Source organism: Hyphomonas pacifica, from assembly GCF_000682675.1.
Taxonomy (GTDB): Bacteria; Pseudomonadota; Alphaproteobacteria; order Caulobacterales; family Hyphomonadaceae; genus Hyphomonas; species Hyphomonas pacifica.
On record NZ_AWFA01000056.1, the window covers coordinates 1 to 15,811 of the forward strand.

Below are 15,811 nucleotides of genomic sequence, written 5' to 3' on the forward strand. Positions count from 1 at the left end.
TGCAGTGGTGGATGCGGCCAGGCCCGAGACGGAGCTGGGAAATCTCAAACCCGCGCCCCTCGCCCAGCAGCATGTTTTCCTTCGGAACACGGACGTTCTCGAACTTGATATGCATGTGACCATGCGGCGCGTCCGGATCGCCGAAGACGTGCATGGGACCGAGGATCGTGACGCCCGGATGCGGCAGCGGCACCAGGATCTGGCTCTGCTGTTTGTTCGGTTCGGCGTCAGGGCTGGTTTTCACCATGGTGATCATGATACGGCAGCGCGGATCGCCAGCACCGGAGATGTAGTATTTCTCGCCATTTATGACCCATTCGTCCCCTTCGAGCACAGCGCTCATGGAGACGTTCTTGGCATCGGATGATGGCAGGGCTGGCTCGGTCATCGCGAAGGCAGAGCGGATTTCACCGTTCAGCAGCGGCTTCAGCCATTTCTCTTTTTGCTCCGGCGTGCCCACGCGCTCCAGAACTTCCATATTGCCGGTGTCCGGCGCAGAACAATTCATGGTTTCAGAGGCGAGCGAGTTCTTGCCCAGTTCTGCCGCGATGTAGGCATAGTCGAGATTCTTCAGACCTTCGCCGGTTTCGGCATCCGGCAGGAAGAAGTTCCACAGGCCTTGCTTCTTGGCTTCGTCCTTGGCTGCTTCCAGAGCTTCCAACTGGCCGGGCGCGTAAGACCAGATGTCGGTCTTGTTTTCGCCCAGGCGATGGAATTCCTCGCTCATCGGCTCCACGACATCGCGGATGAAGGCTTTGACGTGCTCATACAGCGGACGGGCTGCGTCTGACATGCGCAAATCATTGAGTTCGTTCTGGGCGTCGATTGACGTTTCAGTATCCGCCATCTTTCGGGTCTCCTCTTAGACTTTCTTGTTTGAATCCATTGGTAAGCCTTGCGGCGCAGTCACCGCAAATTGTTTCTCTGCAATCTTTTGTGTCCTCCCAGGCATGTGGCGCAGCCGGGTAAATGGCGCTAAGCAGCGGCCATGGGTCCAGTCGCTGCTGTCATCATTCTTGTCACGGTGCTCATCACGAGCTTCATATCGGGCATATTCGGAATGGCGGGCGGCATCATCTTCATGGGCGTGCTGACCTCCCTGGTGTCGGTTGCCATGGCCATGATGATCCACGGCGCCGTACAGATGGTCTCGAATGGCTATCGCGCTTTTCTGTGGCGGCGGCACATCAACTGGACGGTCTTCCGCCGCTATGCACTTGGCTCTGTGGGGGCCGTCTTGCTGCTCTTCGCGCTCAGCTGGCGGCCGGACAAGCAGATGGTCTACCTGATGCTGGGCCTTGTTACGCTGCTGGTCTGGCTGCCCAAACGCGTGGCCGACCTGGACATCCAGAAGCCGTTCCAGGCCGAAGGCGCGGGCTTTGTTGTACAGGCGCTGAACACGGTGGCCGGTGTGGCGGGTCCGCTGCTGGACCAGTTCTTCGTGCGTACAGATCTGACGCGCCACGAGATTGTCGCTACAAAGGCCATAACGCAGGTACTCGCGCACTTCGTGAAGATCATCTTCTGGAGCGTGCCAGTGCTGATGACCGCAGGTGTGGAGGCACTGCCGCCGGCCTGGCTGATCCTGCTGGCGGCGCCGCTGTCCATGCTGGGCACGACGCTGGGCGGCAAGGTGCTGGACCGGATGAGCGATGTGAACTTCAAGCGCGGAATGAAGTATCTGGTGACGGCGGTCGGCATCGTGATGTTCATAAAGGCTGTCGGCTGGCTTTAGGCCAGCCGCTGTCAGGACGCTGTCCGTGTCAGGCCTCACTGCGGTGTGCATTCCAACTCCACTTATCTACAGCCTTCCTAGCGCACACTGGACTATTCGTGAACTTTATTGCATGAAGCACAAACATCACTGATAGTGATGTTTGGAGCGCGCCGATGAATCTGAGATCGCTGGACCTGAACCTGTTGCCCGTATTGGAAGCAGTCTATGCCGAGCGCAGCCTGACGCGGGCCAGCGAAACGCTGCACATCACCCAGCCAGCCGTCAGCAATGCGCTGGCGCGGCTGCGCGCCCATTTCGAGGACCCGCTATTCGTGCGTGAGGGGCGCGGCGTGAAGCCCACCGCCATGGCGGAAGCCCTGATGCCGACGGTGCGCGACGCGCTGGACCGGCTGCGTGCAGGACTGGAACCGCGCTCTGCTTTCGAGGCGTCACGGTCTACCCGCGTATTCAACATCTCTGCCCGCGATGCTGGTGCCTACATGATCGCCCCGCGTCTTGCGCGCCATCTGCAGCATGAAGCGCCGGGCGTGCGGATCGCGTGGAGCCAGCTGAACCGGGGAGCCATTTCAGGTGAACTGGCCTCAGGCCGCCTGGATCTGGCCGTGGACGTGCCAGGGATTCGCGGCACCGATCTGGAACGCGAACCGCTGATGACGACGCCCTATGTCTGCGTTGTCGCCGACACCCACCCGTTGGCCAGACGCGAACTGTCGATGGAAGACTTTGTCGCCCTGCGCCATATCGTGGTCTCCAGCCGCCGCGAAGGCCGCTCCTATGTGGAGGAAGTTGCCCGCAGTCAGGGGCATCGCATCACGCCCATCATGCGCCTGCCGCATCATATGCCGGCGCTGGAAATCGTGCGCCAGACCGATCTGGCCCTGACCGTTCCGGCCTCACTTGTGCCAACGCATGGCCTAATCCGGCTCGATCTGCCGGATGTGTTTCCGGCTCTCGACAGCGAGCTTTACTGGCGGCGGGAGAATTCCGAAGACCCGGCCCTGACCTGGCTGCGCGGTCTGATCCGGAAAATCGTCACAGAAATCGATCCCGGCTTGCAAAGCTGAAGCGATCCCACTAGGAGGAGCCGTCACTTGGGGAGTAGCCAGTCGGTCGACAGACCGGGCCTCCGCGTCAACATACTCGGTCAGCAGACCGTGGCGCGAAGGGAGCGGGCAACCGCTCGGGCGAGACCAATGACACCGCATTCCTGCTCATGGCCGGGCACGGGATGGAGGTGTCATTGCGTCAAGAATTGCCCGGCCAGGAGACTTGTTCAGATGGAAGCCTTTTTCACCTCCACCGCCGTGGTCACGCTCGCCGAAATTGGCGACAAGACGCAATTGCTAGCCATCGTCTTGGCGACGCAATTCCGCAGGCCGGTTCCCATCATTCTCGGCATCTTTGTCGCGACTGTGGCCAATCACTTTCTTGCGGCTTTGGTCGGGTCTCAGGTTGCATCCATCCTCGATGGGCAATGGTTCCGCTACATCGTGGCCATCTCATTCATCGCCATGGCGGCCTGGACGCTGATCCCTGACAAGCTGGACGATGACATGGAGAGCAAACCGGCTCGGTTCGGGGCATTCCTGACAACGACAATTGCGTTCTTCCTGGTCGAGATGGGCGACAAGACACAGATCGCGACCGTGGCGCTGGGTGCGCAGTTCGAGAATATTTTCTACGTCACGATGGGCACGACGCTCGGCATGATGCTGGCCAATGTGCCGGCCGTGTTCCTCGGGCATGAGCTGATCAAGCGTGTGCCGCTAAATGTTGTGCGCATGATTGCGGCGCTGCTGTTCCTGATCATCGGCCTGTGGCTGCTGGCGCAGACGGCGGGCTGGATTGGGTAAGTCTCAGGTCGAGGCGCGGCGATATTCCTCGTCGCGCTCGGCCGCCAGGCGGTCGCGTACAGTTTCCTCATCATAGCCAAACTGATGCAGCGTACGGCCAGCCATTTGCAGGCCGGACTCGATGGCATCCGGGATCACGTCGCGCGCGCCAGCCTCCTGCAGACGGGCGGCGTGTTCCCGGTCTCGTGCGCGGGCAATAATCGGCACTTCCGGGCGCAGCTGGTGGAAGGCTCTCACCATCGCCTCGGCATCATTGACGTCATCCACCGTGACAACGAACAGGCTGGCCCCATCAGCCCCGGCGCTGTGTAGGATTTCCGGGCGAGCAGCATCCCCCAGGAAAGCCCGCCAGCCTGCATCCCGGGCCCGCGCAACATTGTAGGCGCTGCGCTCCAGCGCGACGATTTCCGCCTCTTCCGCGCCAATGATCCGCGCGACCGCCTGCCCGACCCGGCCAAAGCCGGCAATGATGACATGTCCCTCAAGCTCCGAGAAATCCTCTTCCAGCACATGCGCAGGTTCCGCACCGCGCAGGCGGTGAGCTATCAGCGTGCCCGCCTTGCCCAGTACCGGGATCAGCAGCATGGAGAGACCTGCAATCGCCGCCATCAGGCCAGCGGGCTCAGCCGGCAGCGCGCCGATAGCGGTGGCCGCAGTGATGACGACGAAGGCAAATTCCCCGGCTGGCGCGAGCAGGAAAGCCGCCTCAATAGACATAGGCGTAGGCCCGGCAAAGAAGCGCAGCGCTACAAAGCCAATCAGCAGTTTCGTCACCAACAGTGCCGCCAGTCCGCCGAGAATGACCAAGGGCTGTGACAGGATGGAGGGCAAATCCAGGCTCATCCCCACAGTCATGAAGAACAGGCCGAGCAGGATGCCCTTGAAGGGTTCGAGGTCCACTTCGGTCTGATGCTTGAACTCGGTTTCCCCAAGAAGAAGACCGGCCAGGAAAGCACCCAAAGCGAGCGACAGCCCGGCGCTCGCGGTGATGGCCGCTGCGCCAACCACAGTCAGCAGCGTCAGCGCCATCAGGAAGTCTCGCCCACCCGCCGAAGCTGCGAGGCGAAACATGCGGCGCAGACCGAAGCGCCCGATCACCAGAATGACGAGAATGGCCACAACGCCATTGAACAGAGCTTCCAGTAGGACCGCCGTAATATTGGCGCCAGCCTCAAGGTTCACAAAGCCAACAAAGATCAGGATCGGAGCGACGAGAATGTCCTGAAACAGCAAGACACTGAGCGCTGCGCGGCCGACAGGCTGGGTCGCCTGCTTCTGCTCGATCAGCAGCTGCATCACGATGGCGGTGGAGGACAGAGCGAGCGCCAGGCCGCAAATTATGGCCGCGGCTGGCGGCAGACCGATCAGCCAGGCTGCACCGCCAATCGCGAGCGCACTCACACCTGCCTGCAGTCCGCCCGCCCCGAACACAGCGCGCTTCAACCCCCAGAGTTTCTCAAACGAAAACTCCAAGCCTAGCAGGAAGAGAAGGAACAGTACGCCGAGTTCCGCAAAAGGGGCTGCGGCGGCAGGTTCCGAGATCGAGACATATTCCAGCCAATGATACTCGCCCGTCAGGGAGCCAAGTGCGTAGGGTCCCAGCGCGATACCGGCCAACATGAAGCCGACCACCGCAGGCAGTTTCAAATACCGGAAAACCGGAACGACAACGCCCGCCGCAAAAAGAAAGACAAGCGTATCCTTGATCAGTATGTCGTGTCCTGGCTCCGCCATGTGCCCCCTTCATCTTGTTCTCTGATAGCCGCACTGCGCAAGGCAGAACGAGTGGTAATGCTCAGGCGCGGCGCGCCTTGAAGAAATCCTTGAGCAGCCTGCTGGCAGTTTCCCCCGCCGCTTCGTCCTGCTCAACCTCCGGTCGCCAATGGCAGGTCGGCTGCTCGAAGAAGCGCGCGCCATGAATCACCGCCCCGCCTTTCGGATCACACGCAGCAAAGACGAGCTTGCCGATGCGCGCAAGGCTGATCGCGCCTGCGCACATGGCACAGGGCTCAAGCGTCACATAAAGGTGCAGTCCTGTAAGACGGTAATTGCCGAACTGTTCCGCCGCGCGGCGCAGGGCGACAATCTCTGCGTGGGCGGTCGGGTCATGCCCGGCAATCGGCTGGTTGAAGCCTTCCGCCACAATCGCGCCGGTCTCCGGATCGACAATCACAGCCCCGACAGGCACCTCGCCCGCCTCGGCGGCCTGCCGGGCAAGATCGAGCGCGCGCTCCATCGGATCAGCGAGAATTGTCATGAGGCGTGGATCGCCTTACACGGGCGGAAAGTAAAGAGATTGGTTTGCCACATGCGCATTATTGCCGGAGAGCACAAGGGCCGCGCCATTGCCGCGCCGAAGGGTCAGGGAACACGGCCGACGGGCGACCGCGCGCGGGAATCCATCTTCAACATGCTGGCCCATGCCGACTGGGCGCCGCAGATTGAAGGTGCACGGGTGATCGACCTGTTCGCGGGCTCTGGCGCGCTGGGCCTGGAGGCAATGAGCCGGGGCGCAGCCTTCTGCCTGTTTGTGGAAACAGATCATGGCGCGCGCGGCGCGATCCGTGACAACATCGAGACGCTAGGACTTTACGGAAACACCCGCCTGCACCGGCGCAGTGCGACAGATCTGGGTGAGAAACCAGCTGGCGTTGGCAACCCGTTCACGCTGGCTTTCCTGGATCCGCCCTATCACAAGGATCTGGCAGAGCCTGCGCTGGCCTGCCTCGTCTCCGGCAACTGGTTGATCGAGGACGCGCTGGCCATTGTCGAGACCGGCTCTGACGAGATGATTGCCCCCGATGGCTGGACAATCATAGAGACGCGCGACTATGGCGCGGCCCGCATCTGGTTCATGAAACGGGCCTAACCGTCCAGGAACTCCTCACGCAGATCAACATTGGAGGTTTTCTGTCCGACATGGTGGGAACCTTCACGTATCCACTGGTCTGCCGCCGCCCGCCCCAGATCGCGCAGCTGTGTCAGGAAGGTCCAACTAGTATCATATTTGGTGCGTAGGCTGAAATCTAGAAGATCCTGACCGCCGCGTATCACATGGATGTTCAGACGGCGGTACTTCTTCATTATGGATTCCTTCAGCATGCCATCATCAATAAGATGCTGGACGAAGGCAATCGCGCGTAGCTCTCCGATGAGGGAGGCGTTAAAGCTGATCTCGTTGATACGGTCCTGGATCTCACCGGCATGTTTGGGCACGCCTTCGCGCGCAATGGGGTTCAGCATGACAAGCAGCACATCCCGCGGCGCACCGGAATAGATCAGGGGGAACAGGCTGGGGTTGCCCATGTAGCCGCCATCCCAGAAGGCCTCCCCATCAATCTCCACCGCCTGAAAGGTCTGCGGCAGGCAGGCGGAGGCGAGCACGGCATCAAGAGAGATATCTCCATCGCTGAACACTTTTACGCGCCCCTTCTCCACATTCGTCGCAGATAGAAACAGCTGGATACCCGAGGCGTCCACATTCGAGAAATCGACATTGCGCGCGACAACCTCACGCAACGGGTTCAGATTGAACGGGTTCAGGTCATAGGGGCTCGCAAGGCTTTGCATGGCGCTGGCATAGGCAAAGACAACGGGGCTGAGCGCACCGAAAGGCATCAGATTGCCGCTAGTGCGGGAGACATCCTCCCATACGGCCGCCAGCCTGTCTTTTGCTCCCCGAGCACCATCACGCGCAAAGCCATCCGCGAAGGCCACGGCGTTGATCGCCCCCGCAGACGTGGCAGAAATAGCTGATATTTCAATGTCTTCATCATCCAGAAGCCGGTCCAGGACGCCCCAGGTATACGCTCCGTGAGCACCGCCCCCCTGCAAAGCGAGACTGATCTGCTTGCACTTCTGCTTTGCCATGGTGAAATCCCTGTTACTTTCCGGCCAAACCAATCTTGCAAGCGCCGTCTTAATGAGACCTCACCACGCGCATATGACACACGCATCAACAGGCTTGCACCGCGAAGGGCAGATATGGCTCTGTTGCCCTGATTTTGAACGAAATTGGCACAGGGCTTGCGGTAACAGCCGCGTGATCATGCAGAATGAACAGGGCAAACACCGTGTCTAAGGCTCCATCCCACTCGCCAGCCGTCTCGGTCATCATGGCGAACTATAATTGCGAAGCGTATCTGAAGGGTGCCATCCGGTCTGTCCTGAACCAGACGCTAGCCGATATCGAACTGATCCTGGTGGATGATGGCTCCAGCGACGGCAGTGTGGCGCTGGCGGAAGAGCTGGCACGTCAGGACCCACGGCTGCGCGTTTTCAGCGGTACCCGCTTTGGTGGCCCCGCGCCGGTTCGCAACCATGCGCTGGACCAGGCGCGCGGCGAATGGATTGCCATTGTCGACAGCGACGATTTGATCGCGCCGCAGCGGCTGCAACACATGCTGGAAGCGGCGATTAATACGAAAGCCGACATCATGATTGATGATTTGGCCATCTTCCAAAATGACGGCGAGCCTGACATCACCACGATGCTGGAGGGAGATCTGAAAGATCGTCCCGGACGCATCATGGAGTGCGAGTATATCAAGGCCAACATGCTGTATGGGCGCGGCAGCCAACTCGGCTATGCCAAGCCGCTGATCCTGCGCAGCTGTCTCGACACGAACAATATCCGCTACAATGAAGACATGCGCATCGGAGAGGATTACGACCTGATCGTTCGGCTTCTGTCTGCCGGGGCGCGGATGATGTCTCTGCCCGAAGCCATGTATTTCTATCGCAAGCACAATCGCTCGATTTCCCACAGGCTGGATGCACAATCTCTGGATGCCCTGCGCGCCGCTGCCGAAGCCGCGATGTGCCAGCCTACTCCGCATGCGGAAGTGACCGCCGCCCATGCCGCACGCCTGAAATCCATTCGCCGCGCGATTGTGTTTGATGGCGTTATTGACGCCCTTAAGGACAGGGACATCATCAGAGCGCTCGTGCTGGTCCGGCAGGATCCATCTATTCTACCGCTTTTGCGCCTGCCCCTGCTCGGCAAGGTACAGAAAATGATGGGCAATCCGTTCGCACGGAGAGATGAAGACCTGACAAACGAGCTGCAAAAGCTGCGCCATCAGTGTGAAGCCTGATGAGCTTTGGACGCGAAGCCAGAGAACCTGTACCCGCGGTCGGCACTGTCTGCTTCAAGGGCGAAGATGTCCTGCTGATCCAGAGAGGGACCAAACCGCTGAAGGGAGACTGGTCGCTGCCAGGGGGACGAATCGAACCTGGCGAGCAGGCCGCAGACGCCGCGCTGCGGGAACTGCACGAGGAAACCTGCGTCGAGGCCAGAATTGCCGGGCTGGTCGATGTGGTGGACGGCATATTCCATTCCCGCACCTCAGGCAATGTGACCCGGCATTATGTCTTGTTTGACTTTGCCGCCATCTGGACTGCAGGAGAGCCATGCGCGGGCGACGACGCCGCCCATGCCGAATGGATCAGCCCGGAGAAGCTCGCCAGCCTGCCGCTATGGGACGAGACACGGCGCATCATAGAAGCGGCGCGGAAAATCGTTCAGGATCCGGCTGGGGCTTGACCGCCCTTACGTCATGCCTCTGAAGTGCGTCAAAACCAAGAATGACTATCTGAGGAGACCCATATGACTTACGCCCCCTTCAACCTGACTGGCAAAGTCTGCGTCGTGACCGGCGGCAACAAGGGCATTGGCTTGGGCATGGCCGAAGCGCTCGCAGCTTCCAATGCCGATGTCGTCATCTGGGGCCGCAAGGCAGAAGACAATGACGCCGCCGTCAAAAAACTGGAAGGCTTGGGTACCGGCCGGGCAAAAGCCTGGCAGGTGGATGTCGCCGACGAAGACGCTGTCATCAAGGCGATGGCAGAGAGTGAAGAAGAATTCGGCCGCATTGATACCTGTATCGCTAATGCGGGCGTTGGCCGGGGCGCGTCTTCCTTTGAAGAAATGTCGCTCGACACGTGGCGGTTCAATCAGCGTATCAACTCCGAAGGTGCCTTCCTCACTCTGCGCGAGGCGGCCAAATCCATGGTCAATCGCGCCAAGGCAGGTGATCCGGGTGGCAGCCTGGTCGGCACGGCCTCTCTGGCGGCCCTGTCAGGCGCGGCGCGTAATCAGGCCTACGGCCATACCAAGGGCGGCCTGATCGCGATGATGAACGCCATCGCAGTCGAGTATGGTCGCTACAAGATCCGCGCTAACTCTGTCCTGCCGGGCTGGATCGCGACCGACATGACCGAAGGTGGCCAGGGTAGCGACGTTTTCAACAGCAAGGTCATCTCCCGCGTTCCGATCCGCCGCTGGGGTGAGCCGGAGGATTTCGGCGGCATCGCGGTTTACCTCGCCTCGGACGCATCGAAGTTCCATTCCGGCGACACGCTGCTAATCGATGGTGCGTATTCCAAGTTCTGATTCTTCAGAACCAGACTTCAGGCAAGCAAAAAGGGCTGCCCCAAGGGGCAGCCCTTTCAGTATCTGGCACTGGTGCCAGACTTATTCCGGCTCACCGTCGGTGGCGTCTTCGTAAGCTTCTTCAGCTTCTTCAGCCGCGTCATCCATGGCGTCTGCAGCGTCGTCAGCAGCTTCTTCCATGTTGTCACCAGCTTCGTCCATGGCATCAGCAGCATCATCTGCAGCATCTTCGATGCTTTCGCTCACCGTGGTGTCTTCAGCAGGCTTCGTCTCTTCAGCGCTGCAAGCAGCAAGCACGAGAGCAGCAGCACCCATGATCAGGAATTGTTTCATAATGTAGTTCCCCTACTTGAGGTCAAAAATGACCGGGCAAATCATTACCATCTGCCGACCATGACGAAAAGATAATTTAAATTTGACGCAATCCGCACCAGATTTCGCCTAAATCCTTAAGGCAAAAAGCGATTTCGCGCTCTGCATAGGCAGTTTTAAAGCCACCGGGATAATTATTCGGCATCATCCGGCATGGATGTCTCGTCAACTTCCGATTCGAAATAGCCGGTTTCCTCGACTTCCGTTTCCTGTTGGTCAGAATCAATAATCTCGAATTCTTCGCCCATTCCGTCTTCTGTCAGCACAGCCGCCTCATCAAGCGCGCCAGAATTGCCCCCTGCCACCACCATTTCTGCCAAGCAGTCATGGACGTCCTGCGACAGAGCATCATGAGTGGAGACCGAGTGCACCTCTTCGCCCTGTTCACGGGCCATGGCAGGCGAAACCAGAACAGACAAGACAGCCGCAATGGCGAGCGTTTTCTTCATGTGGACCTCCCTTTTATTCTTCCCTGTCGGCCACATTCGACAGGATATAATTCTATACCTCCGCATGAAGGCTGGAATGCGGCATGATACGTATCATGCTGCTCTCTCAAAGGCCTATTGCGTTGACGCTGGGGCGGCTGCGTATCGTGTATATCAACAAAATAATTATAGTGAGGAGACACGTGACATGGCCCTGCAAACAGCTCTGACCAAAATGCTGAATATTGACCACCCGATCATGCTGGCCGGCATGGGCGGCGTATCCTATGCGGAAGTGTGCGCCGCGATGTGCAATGCAGGCGGCTATGGCGTACTGGGCATGGCGGGCACGACGCCAGACTTTATCGAAGGGCAGATGAAACGCGTCCGTGAGCTGACGGATCGCCCGTTCGGGGTGGACCTGCTGGCGGCCAGCCCGGAAAGCCTGGAAGAGAGCGTAGACGTCATCATCAATAATGGTGCGGACAGCTTTGTGGCAGGCCTGGGCGTGCCGATGCCGATCATGGAGCGCCTGAAGAAAGCCAATGTGAAGGTCATGGTTGTCGGCGGCGCGGTGAAGCATGCCATCAAAGCCGAACAGGCAGGCTGCGATGCCGTGATCCTGCAAGGCGGCGAAGGCGGCGGCCATACAGGCCTCGTCGGCACGATGCCGCTGGTGGCGCAGGCTGTGGAAGCGGTAAACATTCCAGTCATCGCCGCGGGTGGCATCTATGATGGACGCGGGCTGGCCGCGGCTCTTTCACTCGGCGCCTGCGGCGTCTGGATGGGAACGCGCTTTATCGCCTCCACTGAAGCTCACGCAGCGCAAATGTACAAGGATACTGTAGTTGGCGCAGGCGATACCGACACAACCCGTACACGGTGTTATTCCGGCAAGCCGATGCGCTGCCGAACGAACGAGTATATCAAGGATTGGGAAAACCGCCCTGAGGACATACAACCCTTCCCGCAACAGGCCATCCACTCCACCCAGACCGGCGTTATTGGCGGCATTGGCGGGATCACGGACGAGACCAAACTGGACGAAGACAAATCCTGCTTTGCCATGGGCCAGTCTGCCGGCGGCGTGAAAGAGGTAAAACCGGTCGCGGACATCGTGGCTGACATCATGCGCGATGCCGAGGCCGCGATTGACCGCGTTTCCAGCTTGAAAGTCTCCGTCAACGCCTGACCGGGATAGGCGCCGTCGCCTTACGCCCCGGGTGTAAGGCGGACGAGGCGTCCACCGTCTTCATCTTCCAGCACATAGAGCGCGCCATCCGGCCCCTGCTCTACCTCGCGGATGCGCTTGCCCCATTCATAGCGTTCAGCTTCAGATGCAACCGGCTCTGTCTGAGAGGGCTTCGGCGGCTGCCCAAGATTGTCGGTTTTCTCGGTCTCAAAGCTGACGCGGATCAACGCCTTCGAAGACAGTCCGCCGATAAAGGCATTGCCCTGCCAGTCCGCGAACATCTCGCCATTATAGAATATCAGGCCTGCCGGGCTGATAACCGGATTCCAGGCTATGGCTGGGTTTTCATAGATCGGGTTGCTCTTATGGCTGGCAATGGACTTGCCGCTATAATGATCTCCTTCCGAAACATGCGGATAGCCATAATTCTCTGAACGGACTATCAGGTTCAGCTCATCGCCGCCTTTCGGGCCCATCTCAACAGCCCAGAGCTGACCATCACCATCAAATGCGATGCCCAGTGGGTTGCGATGCCCCAGGGACCAGACCTGATCCGCCGCCGCTCCATTTCCGTAAAAGGGGTTATCCTCCGGCACGCTGCCATCTTGATTGATCCGAATAACCTTGCCGAGATTCATTGCCATGTTCTGGGCGGGGGTGAATTTCTGGCGCTCGCCCGATGTGATAAACAAATGGCCGTCCACCCCAATGACGAGGCGGTGACCATAATGGCCATTACCTTTCACTTTGGGGGACTGGCGCCAGATGATGTCGCGCTCCAACAAGCTGCCACCATCTTCGGTAAGCATCAGCTTCGCGCGCTCTACAGCAGCGCCGCTGAGTTCATCATTCTCTGCATCACGCTCGACATACGAGATGAAGACAATACCATTGCTGGCAAAGTCCGGATGCACGATGATATCGCCTAGGCCACCCTGACCTCTTGGCGTGACAGTTGGGACATTGGAAATCTTGCCAGCCTTTGCACCGGTCTTGTCCAACAGCCATAGATCACCATCCTGCTCCGTCACAAGCGCGCGGCCATCCGGCAGGAAGGCCATGGCCCATGCCCCGTCAAATGTCTCAAGCGGCTCAGCGGTCAGAACTGTACCTTGTGTGCCTTTGACAGACATCGGCTCGGCATCCGCCAGTACTGTCTGATTTTGCGCGGATGCACAGGCGGCGATGGCAATGGCAGATCCGCCGACAAGCAGCGCACGTACCCTGAATGAAGACATAAGTGTTCCTCCGATAGTTTGATTGGCTACCGAAAGAATGGTTGGGATGGGCGGAAGTTCCGCCCTAAGCGGTCTCAAACACTTTTGGATCGACAAGGTGCTTCATAGGTTTGCCATTCAGATAACGCTCAAGATTGTCGAGGAAAGTTTCATCTGCGCGGTCATCCGTACCCGGAGTCATAGAGCTGTCATGCGGGGTAATCGCGATTTTCGAGTGATTCCATAGCGTACTTTTCTGAGGCAATGGCTCTTCCACCGTCACATCCAGGGCTGCAAAGGCGGGCCGCCCCGCATCCAGTGCCGCAATCAATTCGTCTTCCTTCACCAACCCGCCCCGGCCCATATTCATGAACAGCGCATCTTGCTTCATGGCCGCAAAGAAATCGGCGTCTGCCATACCTTCCGTATCCTCTGTCAGAGGAAGACTCAGAAGCACAATGTCCGCCTTGCCGAGTTCCTCATGGATCAGGGCTGGCGGCAGGATATGATCTGCCCCCTCCGCCGGGCCAGGCGAACGGCGTACGCCCGTGACATGACCGCCCAGCACCTGAACGCGGCGGCCGACAGCCTCCCCTATCGAGCCAAAGCCGATGATCAGCCAGTTGGAGCCCATGATCTCGCGTTTCACCTGGCGCTGCCATAGGCGCTCTTCCTGTTGCGCCCGATAGGCGGGGCCGCATTTAAGAAAGTCCAGCCCCTGCCAGAGCGCCCACTCAGCCATGGCTTCAGCCTGGCGGTGATTGGTGGTGTAGAGGCGGGAAATCTTTCCCACCGAGATCAGGGCTGCATTGTCCAGACCTGCCGCAGACGACTGGAACCAGTCAATCTTTCCGGTTTTCAGCACGGTCACCATGAAGTCCCGCGCATGCGCGCCAAACCACACATCTGTATTGCCAAAAACGATGTCGGGCTTGGGATCATGCACCACAACGCGATTGCCCGCATGGTAGAACAGGCCATCCTCATCCATGACAATCACATCAAGCTTGTGCTCTAGGCTCTTGAGCCGTTCCGAAATGCGGGCGAAAGTCTTCGCATGAAGCAAACAGGTTTTCATGCTCTTGTGCTTAGCGCGCTCCTATTCTGTGGCGCAAGCACTGCGCAGTCCGATATCCCGATGCGGGGACCGGATTATTTCCGCGATGCGGCGGATCTGGCCAGCACGCTGGGCGCGGCCCATGCCATTCGCGTGCGCTGCAATGGCCGGGAAGACCAGTATTGGCGGCGTTACATGTCTGACATGCTGAGCTACGAGGCGCCCAATCGCGGCAGTCTACGCTCCAGCCTGGTAGATGCCTTCAACTCTGCTTTCAAGAATGCAAGCCGCCTCTACCCGAGCTGTGACAACACAGCAATTCAGGCCGAATCTGACTTCGCCGTGCGCGGGCAGGAAATCGCCACTCGCATGGCCACGCATTATTTCCCGAAAGAGTCAGACCTGCCCCCGGCCTCTAATCGGCCCTGACCTGGCTGACATTATCCAGAACGAAACGCGGCCCTGTGCCCAGGTTGCGGGCCCGATCTTCCGGATTGTAGAGCTGGCACTTTTTGAGGGACAGACAACCACATCCGATACAGCCATCCAGCTTGTCCCGTGTCCGTTCCATCAGGGCGATACGTTCATCCAGCATGTGCCGGAATGCAGTGCTGATGCGTGACCAGTCTGCCTTGGTGGGCGTGCGGCGCTCCGGCAGGGAGGCGAGCAAATCCGAGATTTCCTCAATTGTCAGGCCGATCTGCTGAGCAATCATGATGAAGGACAGCCGCCTTATGTCAGAGCGCAGGAAAACACGCTGACCGGCTGAGCTGCGCTCGGGATGCACCAATCCACGCCCCTCATAAAAGCGAATTGCCGAGACAGACAGTCCTGTCCGCGCGGCCACATCGCCGATGGAAAGCCTCTTCTGTGCCGCCATGAAAAATCTCCTCAGACACGCTTGACCTCAACTTAAGTTGAGGAATTACGACAGTCAAATCAGACAATTGACCAAGCCAGAATGGAGTTGAAATCATGAGCACCCCGATATTCGAACACGTGAATGTCACCGTTGCAGACCCGAAGAAAACCGCCGCCATGCTGGTGAAGCTGTTTGGCTGGAAGATCCGCTGGGAAGGCCCTGCGAAATATGATGGCTATACGGTCCATGTGGGCACGGATGATGCCTACATTGCTCTCTACACCTTGCCCGAGAGCGCCCAGGCCGACTCAGAAAGCTATTATCGGATCGGCTCCATCAATCATTTCGGCATTGTCGTGAATGATCTGGACGCATCGGAGAAAGTGATTTTGGAGGCAGGCTACAAGACCCACAACCACCAGACCTATGATCCCGGCAGCCGCTTCTATTTCCATGACGAGGATGACATCGAATGGGAGGTTGTCAGCTACAGCTGAAGGAAGGATGCATGCCTGTCTGGAGCAGCTTTGGTCGCGGATGGGGCCTGCGGGATGCCTATCTTCTTCCCAATGGAGACTCGATTATCGGACGTAACACGCTAAGCTCTCCCTCAAACAGGAGAGGTGAGGCAGATGAAACCAGTCCGCATGATCGCTATGGTCGCTCTGGCGGCGGGGCTTAGCGCCTGCGCCAGCACT

20 protein-coding genes and 1 riboswitch are annotated in these 15,811 nt (G+C 58.9%); of the genes, 11 read left to right on the forward strand and 9 right to left on the reverse strand.

The annotated features are described in order from the left end of the window. Positions 1 to 847, reverse strand: an 847-nt coding sequence (locus HY2_RS13760) for an acyl-CoA dehydrogenase family protein (RefSeq protein WP_034828623.1), incomplete at its 3' end; no start/stop codon positions are given. Between the two features lie 141 nt (positions 848 to 988). Between HY2_RS13760 and HY2_RS13765 the strand changes: the two genes are divergently transcribed. The 3 genes from HY2_RS13765 (at position 989) to HY2_RS13775 (ending at position 3,591) form a co-directional block, all read left to right on the forward strand. Beyond that, positions 989 to 1,735, forward strand: a complete 747-nt coding sequence (locus HY2_RS13765) for a sulfite exporter TauE/SafE family protein (RefSeq protein ID WP_034828624.1) — start codon at positions 989 to 991, stop codon at positions 1,733 to 1,735. A gap of 155 nt (positions 1,736 to 1,890) precedes the next feature. Next, positions 1,891 to 2,802, forward strand: a complete 912-nt coding sequence (locus HY2_RS13770; protein ID WP_034828626.1) for a LysR family transcriptional regulator — start codon at positions 1,891 to 1,893, stop codon at positions 2,800 to 2,802. 7 nt (positions 2,803 to 2,809) lie between these two features. Beyond that, positions 2,810 to 3,000: riboswitch (yybP-ykoY riboswitch) on the forward strand. Positions 3,001 to 3,015: 15 nt separating this feature from the next. After that, positions 3,016 to 3,591, forward strand: a complete 576-nt coding sequence (locus tag HY2_RS13775) for a TMEM165/GDT1 family protein (RefSeq protein ID WP_034828629.1) — start codon at positions 3,016 to 3,018, stop codon at positions 3,589 to 3,591. 3 nt (positions 3,592 to 3,594) lie between these two features. Here the strand turns inward: HY2_RS13775 and HY2_RS13780 are convergent, their stop codons facing one another. After that, a complete protein-coding gene (locus tag HY2_RS13780; protein ID WP_034828631.1) occupies positions 3,595 to 5,325 on the reverse strand; it encodes a cation:proton antiporter domain-containing protein in 1,731 nt (576 codons plus the stop codon). Positions 5,326 to 5,386: 61 nt separating this feature from the next. Then, the gene (locus tag HY2_RS13785; RefSeq protein ID WP_034828633.1) at positions 5,387 to 5,848 is read right to left on the reverse strand and encodes a nucleoside deaminase; all 462 of its coding nucleotides are present in this window, start codon (positions 5,846 to 5,848) and stop codon (positions 5,387 to 5,389) included. A 39-nt stretch (positions 5,849 to 5,887) separates the two neighbouring features. On the opposite strand from HY2_RS13785, the gene rsmD reads away from it, so the two are divergent. Next, positions 5,888 to 6,460 (forward strand): 16S rRNA (guanine(966)-N(2))-methyltransferase RsmD, encoded by a 573-nt coding sequence (rsmD, locus tag HY2_RS13790; RefSeq protein WP_267895828.1) that lies wholly within the window; start codon positions 5,888 to 5,890, stop codon positions 6,458 to 6,460. Here rsmD and HY2_RS13795 read toward each other — a convergent pair. After that, the gene (locus HY2_RS13795; RefSeq protein ID WP_034828638.1) at positions 6,457 to 7,461 is read right to left on the reverse strand and encodes a patatin-like phospholipase family protein; all 1,005 of its coding nucleotides are present in this window, start codon (positions 7,459 to 7,461) and stop codon (positions 6,457 to 6,459) included. The genes rsmD and HY2_RS13795 overlap by 4 nt on opposite strands. Positions 7,462 to 7,646: 185 nt before the next feature. Here HY2_RS13795 and HY2_RS13800 point away from each other — a divergent pair, with 185 nt between their 5' ends. The 3 genes from HY2_RS13800 to HY2_RS13810 all read left to right on the forward strand — a co-directional run bounded on the left by HY2_RS13800 (position 7,647) and on the right by HY2_RS13810 (position 9,985). Continuing rightward, the gene (locus HY2_RS13800; protein ID WP_081815072.1) at positions 7,647 to 8,687 is read left to right on the forward strand and encodes a glycosyltransferase family 2 protein; all 1,041 of its coding nucleotides are present in this window, start codon (positions 7,647 to 7,649) and stop codon (positions 8,685 to 8,687) included. Beyond that, positions 8,687 to 9,136, forward strand: a complete 450-nt coding sequence (locus HY2_RS13805; protein ID WP_034828639.1) for an NUDIX hydrolase — start codon at positions 8,687 to 8,689, stop codon at positions 9,134 to 9,136. Before HY2_RS13800 ends, HY2_RS13805 begins: the two co-directional genes overlap by 1 nt. Positions 9,137 to 9,199: 63 nt before the next feature. Then, the gene (locus HY2_RS13810; protein WP_034828640.1) at positions 9,200 to 9,985 is read left to right on the forward strand and encodes an SDR family NAD(P)-dependent oxidoreductase; all 786 of its coding nucleotides are present in this window, start codon (positions 9,200 to 9,202) and stop codon (positions 9,983 to 9,985) included. An 81-nt stretch (positions 9,986 to 10,066) separates the two neighbouring features. Here HY2_RS13810 and HY2_RS13815 read toward each other — a convergent pair whose 3' ends face one another. Together HY2_RS13815 and HY2_RS13820 are read right to left on the reverse strand one after the other, a co-directional pair. After that, complete coding sequence (locus HY2_RS13815; RefSeq protein WP_034828643.1) at positions 10,067 to 10,318, reverse strand: hypothetical protein; 252 nt, start codon at positions 10,316 to 10,318, stop codon at positions 10,067 to 10,069. Positions 10,319 to 10,491: 173 nt separating this feature from the next. Next, positions 10,492 to 10,806, reverse strand: coding sequence for a hypothetical protein (locus HY2_RS13820; RefSeq protein ID WP_034828645.1), 315 nt, complete (start codon positions 10,804 to 10,806; stop codon positions 10,492 to 10,494). 187 nt (positions 10,807 to 10,993) lie between these two features. Here HY2_RS13820 and HY2_RS13825 point away from each other — a divergent pair, with 187 nt between their 5' ends. Then, complete coding sequence (locus HY2_RS13825; RefSeq protein ID WP_034828647.1) at positions 10,994 to 11,977, forward strand: NAD(P)H-dependent flavin oxidoreductase; 984 nt, start codon at positions 10,994 to 10,996, stop codon at positions 11,975 to 11,977. A 20-nt stretch (positions 11,978 to 11,997) separates the two neighbouring features. On the opposite strand, the gene HY2_RS13830 is transcribed toward HY2_RS13825, so the two are convergent. Continuing rightward, complete coding sequence (locus HY2_RS13830; RefSeq protein WP_034828650.1) at positions 11,998 to 13,215, reverse strand: PQQ-dependent sugar dehydrogenase; 1,218 nt, start codon at positions 13,213 to 13,215, stop codon at positions 11,998 to 12,000. A gap of 64 nt (positions 13,216 to 13,279) precedes the next feature. Continuing rightward, the gene (locus HY2_RS16890; RefSeq protein ID WP_051595057.1) at positions 13,280 to 14,272 is read right to left on the reverse strand and encodes a D-2-hydroxyacid dehydrogenase; all 993 of its coding nucleotides are present in this window, start codon (positions 14,270 to 14,272) and stop codon (positions 13,280 to 13,282) included. On the opposite strand from HY2_RS16890, the gene HY2_RS13840 reads away from it, so the two are divergent. After that, positions 14,252 to 14,680, forward strand: a complete 429-nt coding sequence (locus HY2_RS13840) for a TIGR02301 family protein (RefSeq protein ID WP_081815073.1) — start codon at positions 14,252 to 14,254, stop codon at positions 14,678 to 14,680. The genes HY2_RS16890 and HY2_RS13840 overlap by 21 nt on opposite strands. Here HY2_RS13840 and soxR read toward each other — a convergent pair. Beyond that, the gene (gene soxR, locus HY2_RS13845; protein ID WP_034828653.1) at positions 14,667 to 15,131 is read right to left on the reverse strand and encodes a redox-sensitive transcriptional activator SoxR; all 465 of its coding nucleotides are present in this window, start codon (positions 15,129 to 15,131) and stop codon (positions 14,667 to 14,669) included. The two genes, HY2_RS13840 and soxR, sit on opposite strands and share 14 nt — an antisense overlap. Before the next feature lie 95 nt (positions 15,132 to 15,226). On the opposite strand from soxR, the gene HY2_RS13850 reads away from it, so the two are divergent. Beyond that, a complete protein-coding gene (locus HY2_RS13850; RefSeq protein WP_034828655.1) occupies positions 15,227 to 15,610 on the forward strand; it encodes a VOC family protein in 384 nt (127 codons plus the stop codon). Between the two features lie 11 nt (positions 15,611 to 15,621). Continuing rightward, positions 15,622 to 15,795 (forward strand): hypothetical protein, encoded by a 174-nt coding sequence (locus HY2_RS17370; RefSeq protein ID WP_155836563.1) that lies wholly within the window; start codon positions 15,622 to 15,624, stop codon positions 15,793 to 15,795. Positions 15,796 to 15,811: the final 16 nt, after the last annotated feature.

What these genes read in the sequence shown, in the direction of transcription:
- HY2_RS13825 (WP_034828647.1), top strand. Translation starts at nt 10,994, where the DNA reads ATGGCCCTGCAAACAGCTCTGACCAAAATGCTGAATATTGACCACCCG.
- HY2_RS13830 (WP_034828650.1), bottom strand. Translation starts at nt 13,215, where the DNA reads ATGTCTTCATTCAGGGTACGTGCGCTGCTTGTCGGCGGATCTGCCATT.
- HY2_RS13810 (WP_034828640.1), top strand. Translation starts at nt 9,200, where the DNA reads ATGACTTACGCCCCCTTCAACCTGACTGGCAAAGTCTGCGTCGTGACC.
- HY2_RS13765 (WP_034828624.1), top strand. Translation starts at nt 989, where the DNA reads ATGGGTCCAGTCGCTGCTGTCATCATTCTTGTCACGGTGCTCATCACG.
- soxR (WP_034828653.1), bottom strand. Translation starts at nt 15,131, where the DNA reads ATGGCGGCACAGAAGAGGCTTTCCATCGGCGATGTGGCCGCGCGGACA.
- HY2_RS17370 (WP_155836563.1), top strand. Translation starts at nt 15,622, where the DNA reads ATGCCTGTCTGGAGCAGCTTTGGTCGCGGATGGGGCCTGCGGGATGCC.
- HY2_RS13815 (WP_034828643.1), bottom strand. Translation starts at nt 10,318, where the DNA reads ATGAAACAATTCCTGATCATGGGTGCTGCTGCTCTCGTGCTTGCTGCT.
- HY2_RS13850 (WP_034828655.1), top strand. Translation starts at nt 15,227, where the DNA reads ATGAGCACCCCGATATTCGAACACGTGAATGTCACCGTTGCAGACCCG.
- HY2_RS13840 (WP_081815073.1), top strand. Translation starts at nt 14,252, where the DNA reads ATGAAGCAAACAGGTTTTCATGCTCTTGTGCTTAGCGCGCTCCTATTC.
- HY2_RS13780 (WP_034828631.1), bottom strand. Translation starts at nt 5,325, where the DNA reads ATGGCGGAGCCAGGACACGACATACTGATCAAGGATACGCTTGTCTTT.
- HY2_RS13785 (WP_034828633.1), bottom strand. Translation starts at nt 5,848, where the DNA reads ATGACAATTCTCGCTGATCCGATGGAGCGCGCGCTCGATCTTGCCCGG.
- HY2_RS13820 (WP_034828645.1), bottom strand. Translation starts at nt 10,806, where the DNA reads ATGAAGAAAACGCTCGCCATTGCGGCTGTCTTGTCTGTTCTGGTTTCG.
- HY2_RS13770 (WP_034828626.1), top strand. Translation starts at nt 1,891, where the DNA reads ATGAATCTGAGATCGCTGGACCTGAACCTGTTGCCCGTATTGGAAGCA.
- HY2_RS13800 (WP_081815072.1), top strand. Translation starts at nt 7,647, where the DNA reads ATGAACAGGGCAAACACCGTGTCTAAGGCTCCATCCCACTCGCCAGCC.
- HY2_RS16890 (WP_051595057.1), bottom strand. Translation starts at nt 14,272, where the DNA reads ATGAAAACCTGTTTGCTTCATGCGAAGACTTTCGCCCGCATTTCGGAA.
- HY2_RS13805 (WP_034828639.1), top strand. Translation starts at nt 8,687, where the DNA reads ATGAGCTTTGGACGCGAAGCCAGAGAACCTGTACCCGCGGTCGGCACT.
- HY2_RS13795 (WP_034828638.1), bottom strand. Translation starts at nt 7,461, where the DNA reads ATGGCAAAGCAGAAGTGCAAGCAGATCAGTCTCGCTTTGCAGGGGGGC.
- HY2_RS13775 (WP_034828629.1), top strand. Translation starts at nt 3,016, where the DNA reads ATGGAAGCCTTTTTCACCTCCACCGCCGTGGTCACGCTCGCCGAAATT.